Origin of the sequence: Kitasatospora sp. NPDC058492 (assembly GCF_042720685.1) — a bacterium.
Classification (GTDB): Bacteria; Actinomycetota; Actinomycetes; order Streptomycetales; family Streptomycetaceae; genus Kitasatospora.
Genome location: NZ_JBHXMU010000007.1, coordinates 7259 through 30383, shown reverse-complemented (window position 1 = coordinate 30383; position 23125 = coordinate 7259). Strand labels below are relative to the sequence as shown.

General features: G+C 70.3%; 25 protein-coding genes, 1 tRNA gene and 1 pseudogene. 19 read left to right on the top strand and 8 right to left on the bottom strand.

The features are described from left to right. Window positions 1-105 precede the first annotated feature (105 nt). From ACFWPI_RS06830 to ACFWPI_RS06820, 3 genes are all read left to right on the top strand, one after another. Window positions 106-558, top strand: a complete 453-nt coding sequence (locus ACFWPI_RS06830) for an ATP-binding protein (RefSeq protein ID WP_380372549.1) — start codon at window positions 106-108, stop codon at window positions 556-558. Between the two features lie 13 nt (window positions 559-571). Beyond that, entirely contained in the window at window positions 572-1150 is a 579-nt protein-coding gene (locus tag ACFWPI_RS06825) for a hypothetical protein (protein ID WP_380424640.1), read from the top strand. A 235-nt stretch (window positions 1151-1385) separates the two neighbouring features. After that, window positions 1386-1949 (top strand): HD domain-containing protein, encoded by a 564-nt coding sequence (locus tag ACFWPI_RS06820; RefSeq protein ID WP_380378715.1) that lies wholly within the window; start codon window positions 1386-1388, stop codon window positions 1947-1949. Here the strand turns inward: ACFWPI_RS06820 and ACFWPI_RS06815 are convergent. Together ACFWPI_RS06815 and ACFWPI_RS06810 are read right to left on the bottom strand one after the other, a co-directional pair. Beyond that, complete coding sequence (locus ACFWPI_RS06815) at window positions 1937-2404, bottom strand: NUDIX domain-containing protein (protein WP_363368600.1); 468 nt, start codon at window positions 2402-2404, stop codon at window positions 1937-1939. The genes ACFWPI_RS06820 and ACFWPI_RS06815 overlap by 13 nt on opposite strands. Continuing rightward, window positions 2391-3161 (bottom strand): XRE family transcriptional regulator, encoded by a 771-nt coding sequence (locus tag ACFWPI_RS06810; protein WP_380378717.1) that lies wholly within the window; start codon window positions 3159-3161, stop codon window positions 2391-2393. The genes ACFWPI_RS06815 and ACFWPI_RS06810 overlap by 14 nt, the downstream gene beginning before the upstream one ends. 56 nt (window positions 3162-3217) lie before the next feature. Here ACFWPI_RS06810 and ACFWPI_RS06805 point away from each other — a divergent pair. The 6 genes and pseudogenes from ACFWPI_RS06805 to ACFWPI_RS06780 form a co-directional block, all read left to right on the top strand. Then, window positions 3218-3484: pseudogene (locus ACFWPI_RS06805) on the top strand (haloacid dehalogenase); the annotation flags it as partial. A gap of 12 nt (window positions 3485-3496) precedes the next feature. Continuing rightward, a complete protein-coding gene (locus tag ACFWPI_RS06800) occupies window positions 3497-3691 on the top strand; it encodes an HAD family hydrolase (protein WP_380424653.1) in 195 nt (64 codons plus the stop codon). A 167-nt stretch (window positions 3692-3858) separates the two neighbouring features. Then, a complete protein-coding gene (locus ACFWPI_RS06795; RefSeq protein ID WP_380378719.1) occupies window positions 3859-3990 on the top strand; it encodes an albusnodin family lasso peptide in 132 nt (43 codons plus the stop codon). Between the two features lie 71 nt (window positions 3991-4061). Beyond that, window positions 4062-5762, top strand: coding sequence for an albusnodin/ikarugamycin family macrolactam cyclase (locus tag ACFWPI_RS06790; protein WP_380424637.1), 1701 nt, complete (start codon window positions 4062-4064; stop codon window positions 5760-5762). Then, window positions 5759-6391: a lasso peptide biosynthesis B2 protein gene (locus ACFWPI_RS06785; protein WP_380378721.1), complete on the top strand. Its 633-nt coding sequence runs from the start codon at window positions 5759-5761 to the stop codon at window positions 6389-6391. The genes ACFWPI_RS06790 and ACFWPI_RS06785 overlap by 4 nt, the downstream gene beginning before the upstream one ends. After that, window positions 6391-6942: a GNAT family N-acetyltransferase gene (locus tag ACFWPI_RS06780; protein ID WP_380378722.1), complete on the top strand. Its 552-nt coding sequence runs from the start codon at window positions 6391-6393 to the stop codon at window positions 6940-6942. The genes ACFWPI_RS06785 and ACFWPI_RS06780 overlap by 1 nt, the downstream gene beginning before the upstream one ends. 75 nt (window positions 6943-7017) lie before the next feature. On the opposite strand, the gene ACFWPI_RS06775 is transcribed toward ACFWPI_RS06780, so the two are convergent. Then, window positions 7018-7431, bottom strand: a complete 414-nt coding sequence (locus ACFWPI_RS06775) for a GNAT family N-acetyltransferase (RefSeq protein WP_380378723.1) — start codon at window positions 7429-7431, stop codon at window positions 7018-7020. Between the two features lie 275 nt (window positions 7432-7706). Between ACFWPI_RS06775 and ACFWPI_RS06770 the strand changes: the two genes are divergently transcribed. Beyond that, a complete protein-coding gene (locus tag ACFWPI_RS06770; RefSeq protein WP_380378725.1) occupies window positions 7707-8558 on the top strand; it encodes an alpha/beta fold hydrolase in 852 nt (283 codons plus the stop codon). Between the two features lie 74 nt (window positions 8559-8632). Here ACFWPI_RS06770 and ACFWPI_RS06765 read toward each other — a convergent pair whose 3' ends face one another. Together ACFWPI_RS06765 and ACFWPI_RS06760 are read right to left on the bottom strand one after the other, a co-directional pair. After that, window positions 8633-8812 carry a hypothetical protein gene (locus ACFWPI_RS06765; protein WP_380378726.1) on the bottom strand — a complete coding sequence of 60 codons (180 nt, stop codon included), beginning with the start codon at window positions 8810-8812 and terminating at the stop codon, window positions 8633-8635. 314 nt (window positions 8813-9126) lie between these two features. Further along, window positions 9127-9789 carry an O-methyltransferase gene (locus ACFWPI_RS06760; protein ID WP_380378727.1) on the bottom strand — a complete coding sequence of 221 codons (663 nt, stop codon included), beginning with the start codon at window positions 9787-9789 and terminating at the stop codon, window positions 9127-9129. 70 nt (window positions 9790-9859) lie between these two features. Here ACFWPI_RS06760 and ACFWPI_RS06755 point away from each other — a divergent pair, with 70 nt between their 5' ends. Further along, complete coding sequence (locus tag ACFWPI_RS06755) at window positions 9860-10504, top strand: TetR/AcrR family transcriptional regulator (RefSeq protein WP_380378729.1); 645 nt, start codon at window positions 9860-9862, stop codon at window positions 10502-10504. Window positions 10505-10607: 103 nt separating this feature from the next. On the opposite strand, the gene ACFWPI_RS06750 is transcribed toward ACFWPI_RS06755, so the two are convergent. Together ACFWPI_RS06750 and polA are read right to left on the bottom strand one after the other, a co-directional pair. Then, complete coding sequence (locus ACFWPI_RS06750; RefSeq protein ID WP_079136226.1) at window positions 10608-11153, bottom strand: GNAT family N-acetyltransferase; 546 nt, start codon at window positions 11151-11153, stop codon at window positions 10608-10610. A gap of 183 nt (window positions 11154-11336) precedes the next feature. After that, window positions 11337-14024 (bottom strand): DNA polymerase I, encoded by a 2688-nt coding sequence (gene polA, locus ACFWPI_RS06745; protein WP_380378746.1) that lies wholly within the window; start codon window positions 14022-14024, stop codon window positions 11337-11339. Between the two features lie 325 nt (window positions 14025-14349). Between polA and ACFWPI_RS06740 the strand changes: the two genes are divergently transcribed. From ACFWPI_RS06740 to ACFWPI_RS06715, 6 genes are all read left to right on the top strand, one after another. Beyond that, on the top strand, window positions 14350-14814 hold the full coding sequence (locus tag ACFWPI_RS06740) for a hotdog fold thioesterase (RefSeq protein WP_363368771.1): 465 nt from the start codon (window positions 14350-14352) through the stop codon (window positions 14812-14814). 591 nt (window positions 14815-15405) lie between these two features. Then, window positions 15406-16644: a branched-chain amino acid ABC transporter substrate-binding protein gene (locus ACFWPI_RS06735; RefSeq protein WP_063347148.1), complete on the top strand. Its 1239-nt coding sequence runs from the start codon at window positions 15406-15408 to the stop codon at window positions 16642-16644. A 174-nt stretch (window positions 16645-16818) separates the two neighbouring features. Continuing rightward, entirely contained in the window at window positions 16819-17748 is a 930-nt protein-coding gene (locus ACFWPI_RS06730) for a branched-chain amino acid ABC transporter permease (protein ID WP_063347149.1), read from the top strand. A 5-nt stretch (window positions 17749-17753) separates the two neighbouring features. Next, window positions 17754-19682, top strand: a complete 1929-nt coding sequence (locus ACFWPI_RS06725; RefSeq protein ID WP_380378732.1) for a branched-chain amino acid ABC transporter permease — start codon at window positions 17754-17756, stop codon at window positions 19680-19682. A gap of 8 nt (window positions 19683-19690) precedes the next feature. Further along, window positions 19691-20512 carry an ABC transporter ATP-binding protein gene (locus tag ACFWPI_RS06720; protein WP_063351037.1) on the top strand — a complete coding sequence of 274 codons (822 nt, stop codon included), beginning with the start codon at window positions 19691-19693 and terminating at the stop codon, window positions 20510-20512. Then, window positions 20509-21225: an ABC transporter ATP-binding protein gene (locus ACFWPI_RS06715; protein WP_380378734.1), complete on the top strand. Its 717-nt coding sequence runs from the start codon at window positions 20509-20511 to the stop codon at window positions 21223-21225. Before ACFWPI_RS06720 ends, ACFWPI_RS06715 begins: the two co-directional genes overlap by 4 nt. A 74-nt stretch (window positions 21226-21299) precedes the next feature. Here ACFWPI_RS06715 and ACFWPI_RS06710 read toward each other — a convergent pair whose 3' ends face one another. After that, window positions 21300-21956 carry an ANTAR domain-containing response regulator gene (locus ACFWPI_RS06710; protein ID WP_063347151.1) on the bottom strand — a complete coding sequence of 219 codons (657 nt, stop codon included), beginning with the start codon at window positions 21954-21956 and terminating at the stop codon, window positions 21300-21302. 92 nt (window positions 21957-22048) lie between these two features. Between ACFWPI_RS06710 and ACFWPI_RS06705 the strand changes: the two genes are divergently transcribed. Both ACFWPI_RS06705 and ACFWPI_RS06700 read left to right on the top strand, forming a co-directional pair. Further along, window positions 22049-22134 (top strand) — tRNA-Leu (locus tag ACFWPI_RS06705). Between the two features lie 101 nt (window positions 22135-22235). After that, window positions 22236-23021, top strand: a complete 786-nt coding sequence (locus ACFWPI_RS06700; RefSeq protein WP_380378735.1) for a helix-turn-helix domain-containing protein — start codon at window positions 22236-22238, stop codon at window positions 23019-23021. Window positions 23022-23125 lie beyond the last annotated feature (104 nt).

Sequence of the window (23125 nt, the reverse complement as noted above, 5' to 3'; positions counted from 1 at the left end):
CCTCTGGAACCTCGATGATTGACACCAGAGCGCAATCATTCGCATGCACAGCGTGATTGCGCACTACCCTCGCGCTCCCCCATCCGCCCCCCGAGGTGCCCCGCCATGCTCAAAATCCGTACCGCCCACCGCCCCCGCCCGTTCGCGGCCCGCCTGGACTCCCGCACCGAATCCACCCCCATCGCCCGACAGTTGCTCCGCGCCTACCTCGCCGCCCTCCCCACCGGCGACCGCTACCGCGACACCGCCGAACTCCTCCTCGGCGAACTCTTCGCCAACGCCGTCCAACACACCGCCGACGCCCCCACCGACCGCCTCATCGAAATCCGCTTCGCCCTCACCGGCGACCACCGCCTGCGCCTCGAAGTCCACGACTCCGGCACCGGCCACCCCTCCCTCCACACCCCCACACCCGAGGACGAACACGGACGCGGCGTGCTCCTCGTCAACGAGCTGGCCGAGAAGTGGGGTTGCTGCCCCCGCGCCGGCGGGGTCGGCAAATTCGTCTGGGCGCTGATCGCCCCCGCACCCACGCCCGCCACCCTCCTCACCGTCTGAACAGGTGCCCACCATGCGACTCCCCCTCACCGCCCGCCACCTGTTCGACACCGGCTCCACCCCCGCCGACACCTACGCCACCCTCGCCCGCCACACCCGCGAACCCCTCCGATCCGCCCGCGCCATCTGCACCGCCCTCGGCATCCCCGCCGCCGAAACCCAACGCCGCCTCAACGACTGCTACGACGCCCTCCTCGCCACACCCCGCCCCGGCACCGAGAACGACACCGGCGAACTCCTCGAAGCCCTCGGCGTCTTCGACATCCCCAAAACCCCCGACAACCGCGACCTCGCCATCATCGAACTCCTCACCACCGCCATCGACGCCCACGGCAACATCCGCGCCGGCCACCAACACGGCCTCACCCGCTGGTTCACCACCGGCAACCTCACCACCGCCTACCTCTCCCTCACCACCACCCACCCCCACCCCACCACCGGCAACCCCACCCACTACTGGACCACCCTCACCACCGCCGGCGAACTCCTCACCACCACCCCCACCCCCGACCCCCACCTCAAACCCGCCCTCACCCACTGCCGAAACCGCGCCCAAGCCCAAGCCCAAGCCACCCACACAACCCACCCATGAACACAGGAAGTCGACCCACCCGACTTCCTGCGCGCACCAGAAACGCGACCCCCGCCCGCACGCGGCGCGTTAGACGCAATGCCGCTGACTTTGCGCTCTTCCACGGTTCTCCGGCCGCAGCATCGCCGCAGGTCGGCGGCTCGCAATCACTGTCAAGTCACTGACATTGCCCCTGGAGGAAGCGGTCCCCCATGGTGGTGAGGCTTGGACTCTCACCGCTGGGCATGATCCGTCCATGAAGCACGGACTCCTTGCGTGGGCACAGTCATTGGCTGAGAAGGAGCTCGCCGAGCCGCTCCGGCGCCGATGGCAGCACTCGCTCGGTGTTGCTCAGCGCGCTGCTGGCCTCGCACACGTACTCGGAGGCGATGCCGAGCTTCTGGTCTCGGCGGCGGTCCTGCATGACGTCGGGTACGCGCCGCGGCTCGCAGCCACCCGGTTTCACCCGTTGGACGGTGCCAGGTTCCTTCGTGACGTTCATGACGCGGACGACCGGCTGACGCGGTTGGTGGCGAACCACTCGTTCGCGTTGCTGGAGGCGGAGGAGCGCGGGCTCCGTGACGTGTTGGAGGCGGAGTTCCCGCTGCTGGAGGACCAGCGCCTGGTGGACGCGCTGGTGTACTGCGACATGACGACGACGCCCGACGGGGTGCGGACGACCGTCGAGGAGCGGGTGGCGGAGATCGTCGGCCGCTACGGGGCGGACAGTGTGGTGGGGCGGTTCACCCGTCGGGCGGTGCCGGAGGTCTTCGCGGCGGTGGCGCGAGTGGAGGCGGCGCTGGCTGCTCAGCCGAGGTAGGGGTAGGTGCCGGCGAGGTAGTCGCCGATCTGCTGGCGCATGCTGGGGTGGATGTCGTACTGGTCGAGGTCGGCGGGCTGGATCCAGCGGACGCCGTCGGCCTCGTCGTTGATCGTGGGCTCACCGCCCACGGGGCGGCCGATGTAGGCGTTCTCGTACTGCTGGCGGATCTCGCCGTCGGTGTAGGCGACGATGTGGTGGGGGTTGGTGTAGACGCCCAGGAAGCCGGTCACCTCGGCGATGACGCCGGTCTCCTCCAGGCATTCGCGAACCGCGCACTGGGCGGCGGTCTCCCCGATGTCCTGCGCTCCGCCGGGCAGGGCCCACTGGCCGGTGTCGCGGCGGCGCTGCAACAGGATGGCACCACTGTCGTCGACCACGAGCAGGTTGCTGGCGGGGATGAGGGTGTTGGCCTTGGGGGCGTCGGGGTCGTTGAGGTACTCAGTCCTGCCCATGCGGGGTGTTCCCCTCCGGTTCGGGTGTCCAGGGCTTTGCGCTGCCCCAGACGGCTTCGAAGCTCTGAGCGTAGTTGTCGAACCAGCCCGTGGAGTCGACCCTCTTGAGGTGGAGCAGGGGGTTGGCGCTCGCGGGCTGGCCCCACACGTGCGGGTTGAGCAGGAGATCGCCGTCGTAGCGGAACAGCGAGTTGTAGAGCGTGGTGTCGTGGAGGCGCACTTCACAGCCGGCCTTGGCAGGCAGACTCCGGTAGTAGGTGAGCGAGGCGCGGATCTTCGCAGCGAGGGTGTCGCCGATACCCTCCTCTCGGCCCCGGACAGCGGCGGCCTTGCCCATTGGGTCTCCGAAGCAGAGGCGCACGCGAACACCGGCCGCGGCCCGCTCCGCGAGCATCCCGGCGACGTGAGGGTTGGTCTGGGCGAAGAACGTCCCGGAGAACACGAGTACGTCGATCTGCGTCTTGGCCTCCTGCAGCAGGGACAGCCACATCTCCCTGGGTGCGCTCGCCCGGTTGGCATAGGTGCCGACCAACTCGATGCCGACCGTCGGCGGTCGACCTGTCCGGGCCCGGGGCACGGGCCAGAGCAAGGTCTCCTCGACTCTCAAGTGCTGGGCGGCCGCGAAGCGGTGTCGCGGGTGCGGCACGCGCCCGCTGAGCCAACGGCCCACAGTCTTGGGGTCCACCTCGCACGCGGCGGCAAGCGACTCGGGGGAGACACCGCGCCGGGCGAGTACGGAGCGAAGTCGCTCGTTCACGGAGCCCATACAAGCCGAGGCGGGCGTGGGCTCGCAACGTCCAGGCAGCCCTTGAGGCTGCGGGAGCTGAGCGGCTGGGCGAGCTGCGCCGACGCGGCAGGGCTCTGCCGGGCGTCCGGGCAGCCCTCGCAGCGGCAGCAGACCAGCCCGACTGGGTTTCCTCGGTGCTGACCGGCAACGTTGCGGCCAACGCGCGAGTGAAGCTCACGGCCTTCGATCTCGACGAGTTGCTGGATATGACCGTCGGGGCCTATGGGGCCGATGCGGTCCGGCGTCCGGAGCTGGTTGCCGTCGCCCGTGAACGCGTTCATCGACACCGTGGCCTGCCCGTCGATGTGCCGGTCGTCCTGGTGGGGGACACCCCGCGCGATGTGGAGGCGGCGCTCGCCTCGAACGCCGAGATCATCGCGGTGGCCACGGGAGTCGACAGCCAGGCCGACCTCGTTGCCGCCGGCGCGAGCACCGTGCTGCCGGACCTGTCGGACACCTCAGGTCTTCTGGGACTCCTGCGGTCGTTCGCATCGCACTGAGAACGTCCCGGGACGTCCAAAAAACGTCCCGGGACGCGGTGCCGCAGTCCCAACAGTCTCCGCCACCATCACGTCACCAGCCACGCAGGACGTCGCCGCGCGGAAGGCTGCACGACCCCCCGCAGCGAGCCCCGCTGCGATCCGCAACCAGCACGAGGAGAGCCAGCATGGAGAACACCAGCACCTTCGACCCGGAGCAGGACGACGAGGTCGTGATCCTGGGCGACGCGGCCGCTCTGACGAACGGCAGCAGCAGCAACAGCGTCGAGGGCAAGCGTTCGCCCTACGACGCGGCCTGACGGCACGGCGGCGGCACCACGTCGGGGTGCCGCCGCACCACTCACAGGCTCGACACCTCGGAGGCGATCACATGGGCTGGTTCGGCGGCCACCTCACACGCCCCAGCACAGCGCACGTCCCCCTCGGTGCACGTCTGCTGTGGCGGAAGCCGCTCCTCTGGTCCGTCGGCACCCCGGTGAGGCTGGCCAAGGGCTGCGGCGGGCGACGCCTCGCCGTGTTCGGTCCTTGCGGGGCGGCCGACGCCGAACTGGCCCGGCTGGTGGACACGACCGATATCTCAACGCTGGACACAGCAGCGACGGCGTGGTCCGGGGCCTACACCCTGGTTCTCGACGACGGGCACGGTGCCCAGCTGATCTGGTCCGACCCGATCGGCGCATGCCCCCTGTACTCCACCCGTATCAGCGGCGCGACGGTCTGGGCTTCCAGCTCTCTGGCCCTCGCCCGCCTACGAGGAGCACGACCCGACACGACCTGGCTGGCCGCGCACCTCGTGGACCCGGCCGGGTGGACGCCGGGCCACTCGGCCTGGACGGATGTCGAGCAGATCCCACCGGGGCATCGGCTGCTCGCGCGGCCGGGCGTCGCTTCCGATACCACCCCGTACTGGCGTAGGCCCGTACTGGCCTGGCACGAGGCGGTCCATCGTCTGCGCGAGGATCTGGCCGGTGCCGTGAGCTCGCGGATCAATGGCCAGGCGGTCTCCTCCGACCTCTCCGGTGGTCTGGACTCCAGCACGTTCGCGGCGCTCGCCGCCGGCCATGGCCCGGTCATCGCGGTCACCTACCACCCGAAGGGGACCGCCACAGGCGGAGACGTCGACCACGCTCGCACCGTCGCCAGGGCCTTCCCCTCCATCCGGCACGAGTTCATGGCGCTTGGCACCGAGCACCTTCCGTTCAGCGCCCTGGACACGCTGCCACTGACCGACGAGCCCGCACCCTCGGCCATCACCATCGCTCAACTCACCTCCCAGATGGCCATGTTGGCGGGCCACGGAGCCAGAGTCCACCTGACGGGAGACGGCGGGGACACCCTGTTCATGCAGCCACCGGTACACCTGGCCGACCTCGCCCGATCCGGCCACCTCCTACGAATGGCCCGCGATGCCCAGACATGGGCCCGCCTCTACCGCACCAGCCCCTGGCCCGCGCTCGCAGCCGCCTGGACCAACCCCCAAGCCCTGGCCGACGGCGCCAGCCGTCCCCCGTGGCTGACCAATCGCGCCGGGGCTCTCGCAGCCGAAGCCACCCAGCCCTACCGCGATGTCCTCACCTTGGGCCACGCCGACACCCGTCTCCTGACCGAGGCCCGCTACGTCGCCCGGACGGCGGCAACCGAGAACCAGGTCGCCGCCGAGCAAGGCATCGCCATGCACAACCCGTTCACCGACCCCCGTGTGGTGCAGACCGTGCTGGCTACCGACCCTGCCAGACGCTGGTCCGCCCGCCGGTACAAGCCACTGCTGTCCGACGCGGTCACCGGACTCCTTCCCCCGCAGGTCGTGGATCGGGGCGCCAAGGGGACCTTCGCCGTCGACCACCATCACGGTCTGCGGGCCAACGAGGCTCGCGTCCTGGACCTCGTGGACGGCCATCTCGCCGGCCTTGGCCTGATCCGCCCCGGCACGGTCCGATCCCTGCTGCGGCAAGCTCTCCTCGGCGTGGACATCCCCTGGGGAAGGATCGAGCCGTTGCTGGGAACCGAGCTCTGGCTGCGGGCCGCCGACACGGCCACGTCACAGGTCCGGTGGGAGGTGCACGCCGCGTGACACCGACACCCAGTGGGGACACCCGCACCGCCCTGACCAGCAGGGCCGGGATCGTCGTCAACTACCGGACCGGTGCCACCGTCCTCCTGACGGGCGACGCCCTGTCGAAGTGGCTCACCGCCGTCCAGAACAGCCCCGCGCCGCCCCCGGTCACCATCGCCGAGTCGGTCCCGTCCTGGGGCACCGACGAGAACACCGCCCGGCTCGACCACCTGCTCACCCCGCCCTGGGCCTGGCGGACCTCGGCAACAGCCTGCCTGCTGATCACCCTCGCCGTCCGCCACCTCGGCTCCCCCTCTTCGAAGTTCGGACGGATGGCCCGGCTGGCCGAGACAGGCCGTCGACTACCCAGGGCTCGTACGGCGCACGCTCGCGCGGCGGTGCTCTCCGTTCGGTGGGCCGCACGCGCGATCCCCGCCCGGGTCGCTTGTCTCGAGGAGTCCACCGCGGCGTCCCTCCTGCTCGCCGTCGGCCGACGCGGCGGGGCCTGGCGGCACGGCATCGCCGCCGATCCCATCCGCCTGCACGCCTGGATCTGCGACGCTCAGGAGGAGCCCGTCGAAGAGCCCGAGCGCACCAAGCGCTACACCCCGATCAACGTGCCCAACCCCACTGGAACGAGGACCTGATGAGCACACCCCACATCCTGCTGACCGGCGAGCGTGTCAGCCTGGCCATGACCGACCGCGACCACCTGCCCGACTACCACCGCTGGGAGAACGACCCCGGCACGATCCTCGGCTACGGCACCCAGGTCGCCCAGTCCTGGGAGGTCCGTGCCGGCGGCTGGGAGGGACAGGGCCGCAACCGCGACTACCCGCAGTTCGAGGTGATCACGGCCGACGACCACACCCCGGTCGGCCTCACGACGCTCTCCATCGACCCCGCCGTGCGCACCGCCGAGTTCGTCATCCTCATCGCACCCGAGGCCCGCGGCAAGGGCCTCGCCACTGAGGCCACCGCCCTGACCCTTCGCTGGGCCTTCCAGTACTCCGCACTGAGGATGGTCTGGCTGAAGGTACTGGAGCCGAACGCGGCGGGCGTCGCGGCCTACCAGAAGGCAGGCTTCCAGCCCGCCGGACGCCTACGGCAGTCCGGCTACTGGCTCGGCCGTCCCTGCGACGAACTTCTGATGGATGCCACCGCCGACGACTTCCTGTTCACCGGGGAACCTGCCTGACCGGGACTGGGCCGTGCTTACGGACCTTGCCGTACCGCACCGCGGGCAGCAGTGGAAACGCGGGATGCGGCCCGCTCAGAGCCGCATGAGCCCGGCGGCGGTCGGCCGGAATCCGCACTGGCCGTAGAAGGACTCCAGGTGCGGTTCGTAGTCGACGTGCAGCCACTGGGCACCGCGCGCCCTCGCCTCGTCGGCGGCCGCCCTCACCAGCCGGGTCCCGAGCCCCTGCCCGCGCTCATCCGGGTGGACGGTGGTGTCCAGGACGAAGGCGTGCGCACCCCCGTCGCCGACTACGTTGACGAATCCGACCAGCCGGTTCCCCCGGCGCGCCGCGATCCAAGCCAGGCTGCGGGCCAGCATCGGCGCGAAGGAGGTCGGCTTGTGATTCGGCCACGACGCGCTGAACAGTTCGTCGAGTTCGGCATCCGTCAGCTCGGGACGCACTGCCAACACCCCGTCATCGGCCCACGACGCATCACTGGTCACCATGCAAGGCAGCCTGCCATGCATCCACGGCTTCGTTCGCCGCTCCACTCGCCGCCCGGGACCTCGAAGGCGGTGACCCCGTGCGCGTCGTCGTCGACAGCGACGGGCCGGGCTGGACGCAGGAAGTCGGCCCCGCCGACTTCCTGTGCCTGGGCCCTCGTGCCAAGGGCGAGCACCGGCGTCGGCCACTGCATCGCCCACTGCACCGCCCACCGCGTCCGCCCGCCCAATCCTGTGATGTGATCATCCTGTTGACGTGCTATCTACAGGAGCTGACCATGTCCTCACCCCTGCCCAGCGCCGTCCGCCTGACCGTCGGCCGGCACACCTTCGACGGACTGGCCGCCGGGCCCGCCGACGGGGAACTCGTCCTGCTGCTGCACGGGTTCCCCGAGTTCGCCGACTGCTGGAGTGCCGAGCTGACCGCGCTGGCCGCGGCCGGCTACCGCGCGGTGGCGGTGGACCAGCGCGGCTACTCCCCCGACGCCCGCCCCGCGGACATCGCGGACTACTCCGTCGAGCTGCTGGTCGCGGACGCGCTGGGCTTCGCCGACACCCTGGACGCGCCCCGCTTCCACCTGGTCGCCCACGACTGGGGCGGCCTCGTCGCCTGGGCGCTGGCCTCCACCCACCCGGAGCGGCTGCACAGCCTGACCGTGCTCTCCACCCCGCACCCCGAGGCGCTCTACGAGGCCCTGAACAACGACAGCGACCAGCGCCAACGCTCCCAGTACATCAGGGAGTTCCGCCTGCCGGGGCACGTGGCCGAGCAGGCCATGCTGGCCGACGACGCGGCCAGGCTGCGCGCGATCTACCAGGGCACGCTGCCGACGGACCAGGCCGAGTCCAACGTCCGACGGCTGACCGAGCCGGGCGTGCTGACGGCCGGGCTCAACTGGTACCGGGCGATCAACGAGGAACTCCGGGTGCCGGCCGGCGAGATCACCGTCCGCACGCTCTTCGTCTGGGGCACCGAGGACCGCGCCCTGGGCCGCGACGCCGCCGACCTGACGGCCAAGCACGTCAGCGCCCCGTACCGGTTCGTTGCGCTGGAGGGCGCCACCCACTGGCTGCCGGAGGCCGACGCCGAACGAATCGTGCCGCTGCTCCTGGAGCACCTCGCGGGCTGACCCGGAGGTGTTCCCGGCGCGCCGCCCCACCGGCGCGCCGGCTTCGCCGCCCTCAGGCCGCCCTCAGCCCGGTCTCAGCCCGTCCTCGGCGTGTTCCGGGATCGCGCCCAGCTCTCCGCCTGCTCCGGGTCCCACAGGAAACGGGCGCCGAAATCCTTCTCCTCGCCGGGTCCCGCCTCCGTCAACGCACGCACCAGCGCCGGGCTGTAGACGGCATGGACCCGGAAGTTCACCAGGAACCGACTCTTGATCACGATCCGCACGTAACGACGGCTGTTGCCCCGATGACGTCCGGCCACGATGACGCAGTCACCGCCGTCGCCCAGCCCCCCTGCACCAGAAGTCGGCCCCGCCGGCTTCCTGCGTTCCCCCCGCCACCGGCCCGGCCGGAGCTGCTCTGCTCCCGCAACCGTTCGGGGTGCGGGCCGTACCTGCCGATCGGCAGGGGCGGCCCGATGAACTTGCGCTGGGCATTCGTGAGTTGCCCACGCGTCACGACCAGTGTCCTGCCGGGTTCCGCCCCCACGAAGAAGGCGATACCCACGCCTGATCACGACGCCACACGGGTCTAGAGGCGGCAGCTGATCTCCATTCCGTCCTCCACGGGGAACGTGACGCTCTGGTAGCCGTTGCGGGGGTCGCGGACGTAGTCGAGGTAGGGCGCGAGGGCCTCCAGGTCGACGTCGTCGGCGACGACGAGGGTGCCGGGCGCGAGGCGGGGTTCGAGGAGTCGCAGGACGGGCAGGCACAGGTCCTTCCAGCCGTCGAGGAGGACGAAGTCCGCGGAGCCGGCGACTGCGGCGAGGGTGTCGCGGGCGTCTCCTTCGAGGACGGTGATCAGGTCGTCCAGTCCCGTCTCGGCGAACGTCCGGCGGGCGGCCGCGGCCTTGGCGGCGCTCAGTTCCGTACTGATCACCCGGCCCGTCCCGTTGTCGCGCACCGCGGCGGCGAGATGGAGCGTGGAGATGCCGAAGGACGTGCCGAACTCGACGACGGTGGCGGGGCGGGTGGCCCGGATCAGGTTGTAGAGGAGGCGGCCGCCCTGGGCCGAGATCGGCATGTACACCTCGGCGTTGGCGTCGGCCTGCTCCTGCGGGCCGAGGGGCGCGGAGCCCTGGGGCCACGCCGCCCGGATCCGCTTGCTGGTCTCCTCGTCCTGCTCGGCATGCCGGAACATCCGGTCGAGGGCGGTGGCGACGCGGGGGTCTTCGAGGGTGTTGGTGGGTGTCATGAACCTAGACTAGACGCACCGTTGCGTTGCGTCTAGCGGTTCTGGCCTACCCTGGCCCCAGGAGGCAGACATGGAACGAGGAAGTACGGCCGCCGCGGCGGCCGGGCCGCAACCGGCGGCACGCCATCACGGCAACCGGCACGGCCGCAGCGAACAGGCCCGGCAGGCAGTACTGGAGGCGGCCGACGACCTTCTGGTCGAGAAGGGCTTCACCGGCGTCACCATCGAGGGCATCGCCGCCCGGGCGGGCGTCGCCAAGCAGACCGTCTACCGCTGGTGGAAGACCAAGACCGACATCCTCCTGGACGCCTTCCTCCAGGACGCGGCCGAAGCCCTGACCCCGCCGGACCACGGCGACCTGGCCCCGGACCTACGCGCCCACCTGCGCCAACTGGCCCTGTTCCTCACCCGGTCCGACGCGGGCGCCGTCTTCAAGGCCCTCATCGGGCACGCCCAGCACGATCCCGCGTTCGCCGCCGCCCTGCGGTCCGGGTACCTCGACGAACAGCGCCGACGCGACCGGCTCCCGCTGGAACGCGCGGTGGAACGCGGCCAGCTCGCCGCCGGACTCGACATGGCGGCGGAGATCGACCAACTCGTGGGACCGCTCTACCACCGCGTCCTGGTGACGGCGGAACCCGTGGACGAGGCTTTCACCGACCGCCTCGTCGAGGCGTTCCTGCACCGCGCGGGCGTAGCGGACGCAGGTGAGTAGCGGACACAGGGGAGTAGCGGAGTAGCCGACGCAGGGGAGTAGCCGACGCAGGGGAGTAGCCGACTCCCAGGCACCGGCGGGACCGCCGGGCAGGTGGCCGCGCTCAGTGCCGAGTGGTTGCGGCGTACTGGTCCGACGACAACGCGAACACCCGCACTCGCCGACCGCCGGCGGGACTGACGGTCTCACGGGCCAGCCGCATCCCCAGTTTGGTCATGATCCGTTCGGAGGCGTCGTTGCCCACCTGGGTGATGCTGACGATCCGCTCCAGCCCTCGCTCCTCGAACCCGAACCGCACGGCGGCCGCAGCGGCCTCGGTGGCCAAGCCCCGCCCCCAGTGGGAACGTCCCAGCCGCCAACCGACCTCGACCGCCGGCAGTACCTCCGGCAGGAAGCCGGGGACCGAGAGGCCGGTGAACCCGGCCAGCTCGCCCGTGGACCGGATCTCCACGGCGAACAGGCCGAAGCCCTGCGCCTCCCACTCGCTCTCCCAGGCCTGGATCCCGCCGCGGGTCTGCTGTTCGTCACGGACGCTGCCGTCACGGATCCACCGCATGACCTCGGGGTCGGCATTGACGGCGGCCATGGGCGCGACGTCCTCCTCGCGCCAGCGACGCAGGATCAGACGCGGAGTCTCAAGCGTGACCATCGAACCATTCTGGATCACCAAGGGGCTCTCCGCCATCCTCCGCTCCCCACGGCTCCGTTACGTGCCGCGCCCGCTGCGCGACGGCCCGCGGGAGCGTAGCGGCGGGCCCGGACACCAGCCGTGTCCGGGCCCGCCGAGTACCGCACCCCCGAGTACCGCACCCCCGAGTATCGCGCCGCCGTATCAGTGCGCGGCGGCCTCCCAGTTGGCGCCGACGCCCACCGAGACGTCCAGCGGGGCGCGCAGCGGGTAGGCGCCGGCCATCTGCTCGCGGACGATCGCCTCGACCTGCTCGCGCTCGCCCGGGGTCAGCTCCAGCACGATTTCGTCGTGCACCTGGAGCAGCATCCGGGAGGTGAGGCCGGCGGCGCGCAGCGCCTCGTCCACCCGCAGCATGGCGATCTTGACGATGTCGGCAGCCGAGCCCTGGATCGGGGCGTTGAGGGCCATCCGCTCCGCCATCTCGCGGCGCTGGCGGTTGTCGCTGTTGAGGTCCGGCAGGTAGCGGCGGCGCCCGAGCAGCGTCTCGGTGTAGCCGGTGGCGCGGGCCTCGTCGACGACCCGGCGCAGGTAGTCGCGGACGCCGCCGAAGCGCTCGAAGTAGGTGTCCATCAGGCCCTGGGCCTCGCCGGGCTTGATGCCGAGCTGCTGCGAGAGCCCGTACGCGGACAGCCCGTAGGCGAGGCCGTAGGACATCGCCTTGATCTTGCGGCGCATCTCGGCGTCCACCGCGGTGCCCGGGACCTCGAAGACCTGGGAGGCGACGGTGGTGTGCAGGTCCTCGCCGGTGGCGAAGGCCTCCAACAGGGCCTCGTCCTCGGAGAGGTGGGCCATGATGCGCAGTTCGATCTGCGAGTAGTCGGCGGTGAGCAGCGACTCGTAGTCCTCGCCGACGACGAAGGCGCGGCGGATGGCGCGGCCCTCCTCGGTGCGGACGGGGATGTTCTGCAGGTTCGGGTCCTGCGAGGAGAGCCGGCCGGTGGCGGCGACCATCTGGTTGAAGGTGGTGTGGATGCGGCCCTTGGGCGAGACCGTCTTGAGCAGGCCCTCGACGGTGGTGCGCAGCTTGGCCTGGTCGCGGTGGCGCAGCAGGATGACCGGCAGTTCGTTGTCGGTCTGGGTGGCGAGCCAGGTGAGCGCGTCGGCGTCGGTGGTGTAGCCGGTCTTGATCTTCTTGGTCTTGGGGAGGGCGAGCTCGCCGAAGAGGATCTCCTGGAGCTGCTTGGGCGAGCCGAGGTTGAACTCGCGCCCGGCGGCGGCGTGCGCCTCCTCGACCACGCGCTGGATCTCGGTGGCGAACTGCGCCTCCAGGCTGGTGAGCCAGGGGCGGTCGGCGGCGATGCCGGTGCGCTCCATCCGGGCCAGCAGGGCGGCGATCGGCAGCTCCATGTCGCGCAGCAGCCCGGTGGCGCCGACCTCGGCGAGGCGGGTGTCGAAGAGCGCGGCGAGGTCGAGGACGGCGCGGGCCTGGAGCATGAGCGCCTGGGCGCCGGCCGCCGGGTCCTCCTCCGGGGCGTCGAAGGCGAGTTGGCCGTCCTCGGTGGCGGGGGCGGGGGTGAGCGAGCGGGCCAGGTACTCCTCGGCGAGCACCTCCAGGGTGAAGGTGCGGCGGCCGGGCTTCTCCAGGTAGGCGGCGAGGGCGGTGTCGGCGACGACGCCCTCGATGGCCCAGCCGCGCTCGGCGAAGGCCCGCATGACCTGCTTGGCGATGTGCAGGGCCTTGGGGACGGCCGGGTCGGCGAGCCAGGCGGCGAAGGCCCGCTCGTCCTCCTCGGCGAGCTGCGCCGGGTCGAACCAGGCGGCGGCTTCCCCTGCGGCCAGGGCGACTTCGGCGACCTCGCCGGTGCCGAGCGCCCACTGGTAGACGGCGGCGAGGGCGACGGGGGCCTTGGTGTCGGCGGCGTGCTCGCGCAGCCAGCCGGCCAGCGTGCCCGGGTCGGTGAGCAGTTCGCCGTCGACCTCGACGCCGGGGGCGAGTTCGGCCGCGGCCTCCTCCTCGCCGGCAGCCGGGTCGATGCCGTGGACGCGGTCGCGGAAGTTGGCGTTGCGGAACTCCAGCGACTCCATCAGCGTGCCGACGGCGGCCTTGTCGAACGGTGCGCGGGCCAGGTCGCCGACGCCGAGCGGGAGTTCGACGTCGCGGACGAGCTCGGTGAGGACGCGGTTGCGCTTGACCGAGTCGAGGTGTTCGCGCAGCTTCTCGCCGATCTTGCCCTTCACCTCGTCGGCGCGGGAGACGAGTTCGTCGAAGGAGCCGAACTGGTTGACCCACTTGGCGGCGGTCTTCTCGCCGACGCCGGGGATGCCGGGCAGGTTGTCGGACGGGTCGCCGCGCAGGGCGGCGAGGTCCGGGTACTGGCGCGGGGTGACGCCGTACTTCTCGGCGACCTTCTCCGGGGTGTAGCGGGTGAGCTCGGAGACGCCCTTGGTCGGGTAGAGGACGGTGATGTGGTCGGTGACCAGCTGGAGGGAGTCGCGGTCGCCGGTGACGATGTCGACGTCGTAGCCGGCCGCCTCGGCGGCGGTGGCCAGGGTGGCGATGATGTCGTCGGCCTCGAAGCCCTCGGCCGTCAGCCGGGGGACGTTCATCGCGTCGAGCAGTTCGCCGATCAGGGGGACCTGGCTGCGGAACTCGTCCGGCGTCTTGGCGCGGTTGGCCTTGTAGTCGGGGAACTCGACGGAGCGGAAGGTCTGCCGGGAGAGGTCGAAGGCGACGGCGAGGTGGGTGGGCTGCTCGTCCCGGACGGTGTTGGCGAGCATCGAGGCGAAGCCGTAGACCGCGTTGGTGGGCTGGCCGGTGGAGGTGTTGAAGTTCTCCACGGGCAGGGCGTAGAAGGCCCGGTAGGCCATCGAGTGCCCGTCGAGCAGCATCAGCCGGGGCCGCGGGCCGGCCCCGCCGCCACCCGTCGCGCCCTTGTCCGTACTCTGCGTAGCCACGTCAACGTCCCGTTCCTGCCGATTCCACTACCGGCCACCGATCCTATGGCCCGGCACCGACAAAAGGGGCGCCGTGCCGATCGGACGCCGTGCCGGTCGAGCGCCGTACCGGTCGGGGGCGGGGCGCGGGCGGCGGGGCCGCGGCGCCCGGGGCGCCCGTTGACGCGCCCCGGCCCCGGACACGGCCGCTACCGCCGAGTAGGACGGTCGTACGATCACAGGCAGCACGATGACGATCCCCGAGCGGCAGGAGTTCCCCATGACCGACGCGGCCCCCGACGCGGCCCCCGTCCTGAAGGTCCCGCAGGACGTGCTGGACCACTTCGCCAAGCTCGGCGTCGATCCGCAGACCTTCTCCGGCGGCGCCCTCGGCGAGAAGCTCGGCATCCGGATCGTCGAGGCCTCCGGCGACCGGGTGGTCGGCACCATGCCGGTGGAGGGCAACCAGCAGCCGTACGGGCTGCTGCACGGCGGCGCGTCGGCGGCGCTGGCCGAGACGCTGGGCTCGATCGGCGCGATGCTGCACGCGGGCCCCGGCCGGTACGCGGTCGGGGTGGACCTCAACGCCACCCACCACCGCTCGGCCACCTCCGGACTGGTCACCGGGGTGGCGACGGCGGTGTTCAAGGGCCGCACCGCCGCCACGTACGAGATCGCGATCACCGACGACACCGGCAAGCGGGTCACCAGTTGCCGGCTGACCTGCATGCTGCGCGACCTCTGACCCCGCGCCGGGACCCTTCCCGGTGCCGACGGTCCATCAAATCCCTTGGCCGCCCCCTTGTTTGACCTTCCGCCACCCTGGGCAGGCGTTGGTCTGGACAAGGGGGCGGCGGCATGTCCGGGCGCGGCCGACGCGGCAGCATGCCCGGAATCCGAGCAGGTAACGCTGCGTAACAAGTAGGAAATCCGAGCAATGACCCGCTCCGAGGCCCGCAGGCAGCCCGGAGTTCCTTCGCCATGCCCTCGTTGTCCGAAATCCGGATGAGCATGACCGGAACAAGTGAATCGGACACGGGCGTCCGACTATCGACCAGGCCAGCTGCAACCCCCATTTCTGGCCCTTACATCGCCCCAACAGCCCCTAAACGCCCTACATCGGCGGATCGGTCGCGCCAAAACGACCACATGCTGAGACAACTGCTCTGTGTGCTCATAACAAGAGAATCACAGCCTCGCCACACCACTGCCCGAGTCGCCCAGAGGCATCTAGAGTCACGGCCAGTCACCGCGCCAACGGATTGGGCCCGGCCCTCCGCGCATCCCGGCTCCCGCCAACTCAGGCGCGGCGCCTCCCGAACCGAAGGGGACCCTCGTGCGTCACCGTTCCGCAATTGTCGTGAGCATTGCCGTGATCGGCGCCCTGAGCCTCAGCGCGTGCGGCTCCCGCGACGACAAGAAGTCCGCCGACGGAGGCAGCGGCAACAGCGGCTCCACCACCACCGTCACCATCGGCATCGACGCCCCGCTCACCGGCGACCTCTCCGCCATCGGCATCGGCATCCGCAACTCCGTCGACCTCGCGGTCAAGAAGGCCAACGAACAGAACGAGGTCCCCGGCGTCAAGTTCCAGGTCAAGGCCCTGGACGACACCGCCAAGCCCGGCCCCGGCCAGCAGAACGCCACCCAGCTCGTCGCCGACAACAGCGTCCTCGGCGTCGTCGGCCCGCTCAACTCCAGCGTCGCCCAGTCGATGCAGCAGATCTTCAACGACGCCAACCTCGTCGAGATCTCCCCCGCCAACACCGGCGTCGCCCTCAGCCAGGGCGAGAAGTGGGTCACCGGCGAGAAGAAGCGCCCCTTCAAGACCTACTTCCGCACCGCCACCACCGACGCCGTCCAGGGCCCCTTCGCCGCCCAGTTCCTCGCCAAGGACGCCAAGAAGTCCAAGGTCTTCCTCATCGACGACCAGAAGACCTACGGCGCCGGCCTCGCCGCCACCTTCAAGGCCGAATTCACCAAGCAGGGCGGCAACATCGTCGGCGAGGAGCACGTCAACCCCGACGACCGCGACTTCTCCGCCATCGTCACCAAGGTCAAGACCTCCGGCGCCGAAGCCGTCTACTACGGCGGCGAGTACCCCGCCGCCGGCCCGCTCTCCCTCCAGCTCAAGGACGCCGGCGTCAACATCCCGCTGATGGGCGGCGACGGCATGCAGAGCGCCGACTTCATCAAGCTCAACCCCAAGAGCGCCGGCGACTACGCCACCGCCGTCGGCGGCGCCGTCGAACAACTCCCCACCGCCGCCAAGTTCATCGCCGACTACAAGGCCGCCGGCTACAAGGACCCCTACGAGACCTACGGCGGCTACTCCTACGACAGCGGCTGGGCCATCATCCAGGCCGTCAAGGCCGTCGCCGCCGCCAACAACGGCAAGCTGCCCGCCAACCCGCGCGCCGCCGTCGTCGACGCCGTCCAGAAGGTCTCCTTCGACGGCGTCACCGGCAAGGTCTCCTTCGACGAGTTCGGCGACACCACCAACAAGCAACTCACCGTCTACACCGTCAAGGACGGCAAGTGGACCGTGGAGAAGACCGGCACCTTCAGCGGCTGAACCTCCAACGGCTCAGCCCTCAGCGGCTCAGATCTCACCGGCTGAGCCCCAACGACTGAACCGGCCGCACCACCTTCCAGCAGCACAGCGCGCGGGGGCGCCACGAGTGCCCCCGCGCGCCCCCACATCCACCACCCACGCGGACAACCCCGAACGCACTACGGAGGCCCAGCGGTGCACGACCTACCGCAGCAGCTGGCCAACGGCCTGATCCTCGGCGCCCTCTACGGACTCGTCGCGATCGGCTACACGATGGTCTACGGCATCGTCCAGCTCATCAACTTCGCCCACGGCGAGATCGTCATGGTCGGCGGCTTCGGCGCCCTGACCGCCTACCTCGCCCTCCCCGGCGGCACCACCCTGTGGCTGGCCCTGCCGCTCATGCTGATCGCCGGCATCCTGGTCTCCACCCTCACCGCCGTCGCCGCCGAGCGCTTCGCCTACCGGCCCCTGCGCAACGCCCCCCGACTCGCCCCCCTCATCACCGCGATCGGGCTGTCCATCTTCCTCCAGCAACTCGTCTTCTCCTTCTACCCCGACGCCAAGAAGGCCCGGGTCTTCCCCAAGATCCCCGGCGACCCCTTCAGCCTCGGCTCCGTCACCATCCAGCGCAGCGACCTCTTCCTGCTCATCGCCGCCCCGCTGTGCATGCTCGCCCTCGGCTGGTTCGTCACCCGCACCCGCTCCGGCCGCGCCATGCAGGCCACCAGCCAGGACCCCGACACCGCCAAGCTCATGGGCATCGACACCGACCGCATCATCGTCATGGCCTTCGCCATCGGCGCCGCGTTCGCCGCCGTCGCCGCCGTCGCCTACGGACTGCGCAGCGGCCAGGTCGACTTCCGCATGGGCTTCATCCTCGGCCTCAAGGCCTTCACCGCCGCCGTCCTCGGCGGCATCGGCAACATCTACGGAGCCATGCTCGGCGGCATCGCCCTCGGCCTCGCCGAAAGCCTCGCCACCGGCTACATCCAGCACCTGCCCGGCATGCACCTCTTCGGAGGCGGCGCCTGGAAGGACGTCTGGGCCTTCGTACTCCTCATCCTCGTGCTCCTCGTCCGGCCCCAGGGCCTGCTCGGCGAGCGCGTCGCGGACAGGGCGTGACCACCATGACCACCACCACCGAAACCACCCCGGTCATCCCCCTGCCGGCCCGCGCCGCCACCGCCCTCACCGGCCTCGGCGCCCTCACCACCGCCGCCTCCGCCGCCCTCCCCTGGACCTGGACCTCCGACTTCCCCGGCGACCTCACCTACACCGGCTCCCCCGCCGGCCTCCAATGGCTCGCCCTCGCCGCCGGACTCCTCACCCTCCTCCTGCTCCTCGCCACCCACGGCACCCCCGGCCTGCGCTGGGCCGCCCCCAGCCGCAGCCACAACGCCGTCCTCTACGCCGCCACCGGCGCCCTCGCCGTCAGCGTCTTCTCCGTCGCCGCCATCGCCACCGAACTCGGCGGCCTCGCCAACCTCGAAGCCGGCGGCTGGATCCTCGCCGCCGGCGGCCTCCTCACCGTCATCGGCGCCCTCGGCCTGCCCCTCGACCGCCGCACCCGCGTCCCGCTGCGCATCCTCGACAGGCGCCTCTTCCTGCTCGTCCCCGTCGCCCCCGCCGGCTGGTTCGCCGCCCACGCCATCCCCGGCGACCAGCCCGTCGCCCCCGTGATGACCGCCCTCGCGGGCGCCCTCGCCATCGCCGCCGGCGTCGTCCTGCTCCTCCAGCTCGGCCACCTCGCCCATACCTGGCTGCGCCTGGGCACCGTCGACCGGCCGCTGCCCGCGCCGCGCCAACTCCCCTCCTGGGCCGAAGTCCTGACCATCGTCCTGGCCTTCGGCCTCGGACTGTTCGCGATCACCTTCGGCATCGACACCGAGTACGGCGAACTCTTCATCGGCTACCTGCTGCTCGCCGCCCTCGTCGTCCCCGCCCTCACCCGGTCCGGCCTGCTCGCCCGGCTGCGCGCCCTGACCGTCAAGCACCGCCCCGTCACCACCGGCGCCGCCTTCGCCGCCGCCGCCAGCTTCCCCTTCACCCAGACGAGCGACCAGTACACCTCCGTCGCCACCAACATCCTGATCTTCGCCACCGTCGCCCTCGGCCTCAACATCGTCGTCGGCCTCGCCGGCCTGCTCGACCTCGGCTACGTCGCCTTCCTCGGCGTCGGCGCCTACGCCGCCGCCCTGGTCTCCGGCTCCCCCGCCTCCCCCATCCACGTCCAGTTCCCGTTCTGGGCCGCGATGCTCACCGGCGCCGCCGTCTCCATGGTCTTCGGCGTCCTCATCGGCGCCCCCACACTGCGCCTGCGCGGCGACTACCTCGCCATCGTCACCCTCGGCTTCGGCGAGATCTTCCGCATCACCATGCTCAACCTCAACGGCACCACCGGCCCCAAGGTCACCAACGGCTCCAACGGCATCCCCCGGATCCCCGACCTGGAGATCCTCGGTTTCGACCTCGGCAAGCCGCACACCGTCGCCGGCATCGAACTCGGCCGCTTCTCCAACTACTACCTGCTGATGCTCCTCGTCACCGCCCTGGTCGTGCTCGTCTTCGCCCGGGTCGGCAACTCCCGCATCGGCCGCGCCTGGGTCGCCATCCGCGAGGACGAGACCGCCGCCGAAGCCATGGGCATCAACGGCTTCCGCCTCAAGCTCCTCGCCTTCGCCCTCGGCGCCTGCCTCGCCGGCCTCGCCGGCACCGTCCAGGCCCACGTCAGCTACACCGTCACCCCCGACCAGTACACCTTCGCCGAGGCCCTCCCGCCCAACTCCGCGTTCCTGCTCGCCGCCGTCATCCTCGGCGGCATGGGCACCATCAGCGGGCCCCTCGCCGGCGCCACCCTCCTCTTCCTCATCCCCAAGAAGCTCGAATTCCTCTCCGACTACCAGCTGCTCGCCTTCGGCGCCGCCCTGATCATCCTGATGCGCGTCCGCCCCGAAGGCCTCATCCCCAACCGGCGCCGCCAACTGGAGTTCCACGAGGCCGCCATCCCGGCCCAGCCCGCCGGCGACGGCGCCGCACTCACCAAGGCAGGGGCGTGACCACCCAGATGACCACCACCGCCACACCCCTGCTCGAAGTCACCGGCGTCACCATGCGCTTCGGCGGCCTCACCGCCGTCAACGACGTCAGCCTCACCGTCGGCGAAGGCGAGATCATCGGTCTCATCGGCCCCAACGGCGCCGGCAAGACCACCTTCTTCAACTGCCTCACCGGCCTCTACGTCCCCACCGAGGGCGCCGTCCGCTACCGCGGCACCCTCCTGCCGCCCAAGCCCCACCTCGTCACCCAGGCCGGCGTCGCCCGCACCTTCCAGAACATCCGGCTCTTCGCCAACATGACCGTCCTGGAGAACGTCCTCGTCGGCCGCCACACCCGCACCAAGGAAGGCATCTTCTCCGCCATCCTCCGCGGCCCCGGCTACCACCGCGCCGAAGCCGAGAGCCGCGAGAAGGCCATGGAACTCCTCGCCTTCACCGGCCTCGCCGACAAGGCCGACCACCTCGCCCGCAACCTCCCCTACGGCGAACAGCGCAAGCTGGAGATCGCCCGCGCCCTCGCCTCCGACCCCGGCCTCCTCCTGCTCGACGAACCCACCGCCGGCATGAACCCCCAGGAGACCCGCGCCGCCGAGGAACTCGTCTTCGCCATCCGCGACCAGGGCGTCTCGATCCTCGTCATCGAGCACGACATGCGCTTCATCTTCAACCTCTGCGACCGCACCGCCGTCCTCGTCCAGGGCCAGAAGATCGTCGAAGGCGACCGCGAAACCGTCCAGAACGACGAACGCGTCATCACCGCCTACCTCGGCGCCCCGCTCGAAGGCACCACCCCCGCAGTCGCGGAGACCGTTACGGAGACCGACCAGTGACCGCACTCCTCGAGGTCGAGGACCTCCGCGTCGCCTACGGCAAGATCGAAGCCGTCAAGGGCATCAGCTTCACCGTCAACCAGGGCGAGGTCACCACCCTCATCGGCACCAACGGCGCCGGCAAGACCACCACCCTGCGCACCCTCTCCGGGCTCCTCAAACCCACCGCCGGACGCATCGCCTTCGACGGCCAGGACCTCAGCACCGTCCCCGCCCACAAGATCGTCGCCCTCGGCCTCGCCCACTCCCCCGAAGGCCGGCACATCTTCCCCCGCATGACCATCGAGGAGAACCTCCTCCTCGGCGCCTTCCTGCGCACCGACACCGCCGGCATCACCGCCGACGTCGACCGCGCCTACGACCTCTTCCCCATCCTCGGCGAACGCCGCCGCCAGGCCGCCGGCACCCTCTCCGGCGGCGAACAGCAGATGCTCGCCATGGGACGGGCCCTGATGTCCCAGCCCAAACTGCTCATGCTCGACGAGCCGTCCATGGGCCTGTCACCGCTGATGATGCAGAAGATCATGGCGACCATCATCGAACTCAAGGCCGCCGGCACGACCATCCTGCTCGTCGAACAGAACGCCCAGGCCGCCCTCTCCCTCTCCGACCGCGGCTACGTCATGGAAACCGGCCGCATCGTCCTCTCCGGGACGGGCGCCGACCTCCTGCACGACGAATCCGTCCGCAAGGCCTACCTCGGCGAGGACTGACGCCTCCACGTATCCACGCCTCCACGCACGAAGGGCCCGGCAGATGAGATCTGCCGGGCCCTCCTCGCATCCGTCTACTCGGACGCGTCCTCGTCCGCCTTCTTGCGGTCCTGGGCCGCGCCCTCCTCGATGACCGCCTCGGCCACCGCGGCCATCGTCATCCGACGGTCCATCGACGTCTTCTGGATCCACCGGAACGCCGCCGGCTCGTTCAGCCCGAACTTCGTCTGCAGCACGCCCTTCGCCCGGTCCACCAGCTTCCGGGTCTCCAGCCGCTGGGTGAGATCCGCGATCTCCTCCTCCAGCGTGCGCATCTCGGTGTACCGCGACACCGCCATCTCGATCGCCGGCACCAGATCCGCCTTGCTGAACGGCTTCACGATGTACGCCATCGCCCCGGCGTCCCGCGCCCGGTCCACCAGCTCCCGCTGCGAGAACGCCGTCAGCATCAGAACCGGCGCCAGGTGCTTCTCGTGGATCTGCTCGGCGGCGGAGAGCCCGTCCAGCACCGGCATCTTCACATCGAAGATCGCGAGGTCCGGCCGAAGCTCCTCCACCAGCTTCACCGCCGTAGCCCCGTCCCCGGCCTCACCGACGACGGTGTACCCCTCCTCTTCGAGCATCTCCTTGAGGTCAAGGCGGATCAGCGCCTCATCCTCGGCGATCACAATCCGGGTGATCTGGGGCGAATCGGTCTCAAGCGGCTGTGCCTGCTCGTCGGCGGTGCTCACGGGGCTCCTAGTTCCGGCGGGGTACTGCATGCACGAGGGTACCTAGCTGCGCCCAACAGCGCTCACAGGGTATCCTTCACGGGCGCGAACTTGCCGGGTTGGTGGAAGGGCAGACACGATCGCCTCAAAAGCGATTGCTCGAAAGGGCGTGTGGGTTCGAATCCCACACTCGGCACCATAATTTTTCTCGTATTCCCAGGCTTAGGGAAATTCACCTCATCTAGTGGATCACATCCAAAGGGTCCACAGTCCGGCCTGTCGAGTTCCAATCTGACGCACATGACGTCTCTCTCTGTGCGCGAACAAGCCGCACACCTCCTCCGTCGAGGTGTACGCAATGCCGATGTCGCCCGACGACTCCGGGTCTCTCCTGGCACGGTCTCCTGGTGGAAGCATCAAGACCTCGCCAAACGCCATCAGCTCCCCGGCCGCAAGCGTTCCGCGTGCATGCACTGCTACGGCGACGACCTGGACCGCGGCGCCTACTCCTACCTGCTCGGCCTCTACCTCGGCGACGGCCACATCCTTCTCCCCAACGAGTACCGCAGGACACAGAGCCTTCAGATCACCTGTGACGATCACTGGCCGGGGATCACCGACTCCGTCGAAAACGCCATGCGCCTGGTCTTTCCCAGGAACAAGCCCTGCAGAGTTCGACGGACCGGCTGTCACGACGTCAAGCTCTACTCGAATCACCTGACCTGCCACTTCCCCCAACACGGTCCCGGCAAGAAGCACGAACGCACCATAGCCCTGGAACCCTGGCAGCAGGAGATCGTCGACGCCCATCCGTGGGAGTTCCTGCGCGGCCTGATCCACTCCGACGGCTGCCGCATCACCAACTGGACGACGCGAACGGTCGGCGGCGTCAAGAAGCGCTACGAGTACCCGCGTTACTTCTTCACCAACACCTCGACCGACATCATCGGCCTGTTCACCGCCACCCTCGACGCCGTCGGCGTCCAGTGGAAGGCCGCGGCCCGGCCGACCGGTGCCACCAACATCTCCGTCGCCCGCAAGGACTCCGTCGCCCTCATGGACGCCCACATCGGCCCCAAGTACTGACAGTGGCGGGGGGGGCCCACCCGGAGGGGCCCCCCGCGCCCGGCCGTTTTGCAGGGGGCCCCCCTGGTGGGCGGGGGGGGGGGGGGTGGTTGCGGCGGGGGCGG

Excerpts from the sequence above, each read along its gene's own strand:
- ACFWPI_RS06830 (WP_380372549.1), top strand. The coding sequence starts at position 106 with ATGCTCAAAATCCGTACCGCCCACCGCCCCCGCCCGTTCGCGGCCCGC.
- ACFWPI_RS06825 (WP_380424640.1), top strand. The coding sequence starts at position 572 with ATGCGACTCCCCCTCACCGCCCGCCACCTGTTCGACACCGGCTCCACC.
- ACFWPI_RS06820 (WP_380378715.1), top strand. The coding sequence starts at position 1,386 with ATGAAGCACGGACTCCTTGCGTGGGCACAGTCATTGGCTGAGAAGGAG.
- ACFWPI_RS06815 (WP_363368600.1), bottom strand. The coding sequence starts at position 2,404 with ATGGGCAGGACTGAGTACCTCAACGACCCCGACGCCCCCAAGGCCAAC.
- ACFWPI_RS06795 (WP_380378719.1), top strand. The coding sequence starts at position 3,859 with ATGGAGAACACCAGCACCTTCGACCCGGAGCAGGACGACGAGGTCGTG.
- ACFWPI_RS06790 (WP_380424637.1), top strand. The coding sequence starts at position 4,062 with ATGGGCTGGTTCGGCGGCCACCTCACACGCCCCAGCACAGCGCACGTC.
- ACFWPI_RS06780 (WP_380378722.1), top strand. The coding sequence starts at position 6,391 with ATGAGCACACCCCACATCCTGCTGACCGGCGAGCGTGTCAGCCTGGCC.
- ACFWPI_RS06775 (WP_380378723.1), bottom strand. The coding sequence starts at position 7,431 with ATGGTGACCAGTGATGCGTCGTGGGCCGATGACGGGGTGTTGGCAGTG.
- ACFWPI_RS06770 (WP_380378725.1), top strand. The coding sequence starts at position 7,707 with ATGTCCTCACCCCTGCCCAGCGCCGTCCGCCTGACCGTCGGCCGGCAC.
- ACFWPI_RS06760 (WP_380378727.1), bottom strand. The coding sequence starts at position 9,789 with ATGACACCCACCAACACCCTCGAAGACCCCCGCGTCGCCACCGCCCTC.
- ACFWPI_RS06755 (WP_380378729.1), top strand. The coding sequence starts at position 9,860 with ATGGAACGAGGAAGTACGGCCGCCGCGGCGGCCGGGCCGCAACCGGCG.
- ACFWPI_RS06750 (WP_079136226.1), bottom strand. The coding sequence starts at position 11,153 with ATGGTCACGCTTGAGACTCCGCGTCTGATCCTGCGTCGCTGGCGCGAG.
- polA (WP_380378746.1), bottom strand. The coding sequence starts at position 14,024 with ATGCTGCTCGACGGGCACTCGATGGCCTACCGGGCCTTCTACGCCCTG.
- ACFWPI_RS06740 (WP_363368771.1), top strand. The coding sequence starts at position 14,350 with ATGACCGACGCGGCCCCCGACGCGGCCCCCGTCCTGAAGGTCCCGCAG.
- ACFWPI_RS06725 (WP_380378732.1), top strand. The coding sequence starts at position 17,754 with ATGACCACCACCACCGAAACCACCCCGGTCATCCCCCTGCCGGCCCGC.
- ACFWPI_RS06720 (WP_063351037.1), top strand. The coding sequence starts at position 19,691 with ATGACCACCACCGCCACACCCCTGCTCGAAGTCACCGGCGTCACCATG.
- ACFWPI_RS06700 (WP_380378735.1), top strand. The coding sequence starts at position 22,236 with ATGACGTCTCTCTCTGTGCGCGAACAAGCCGCACACCTCCTCCGTCGA.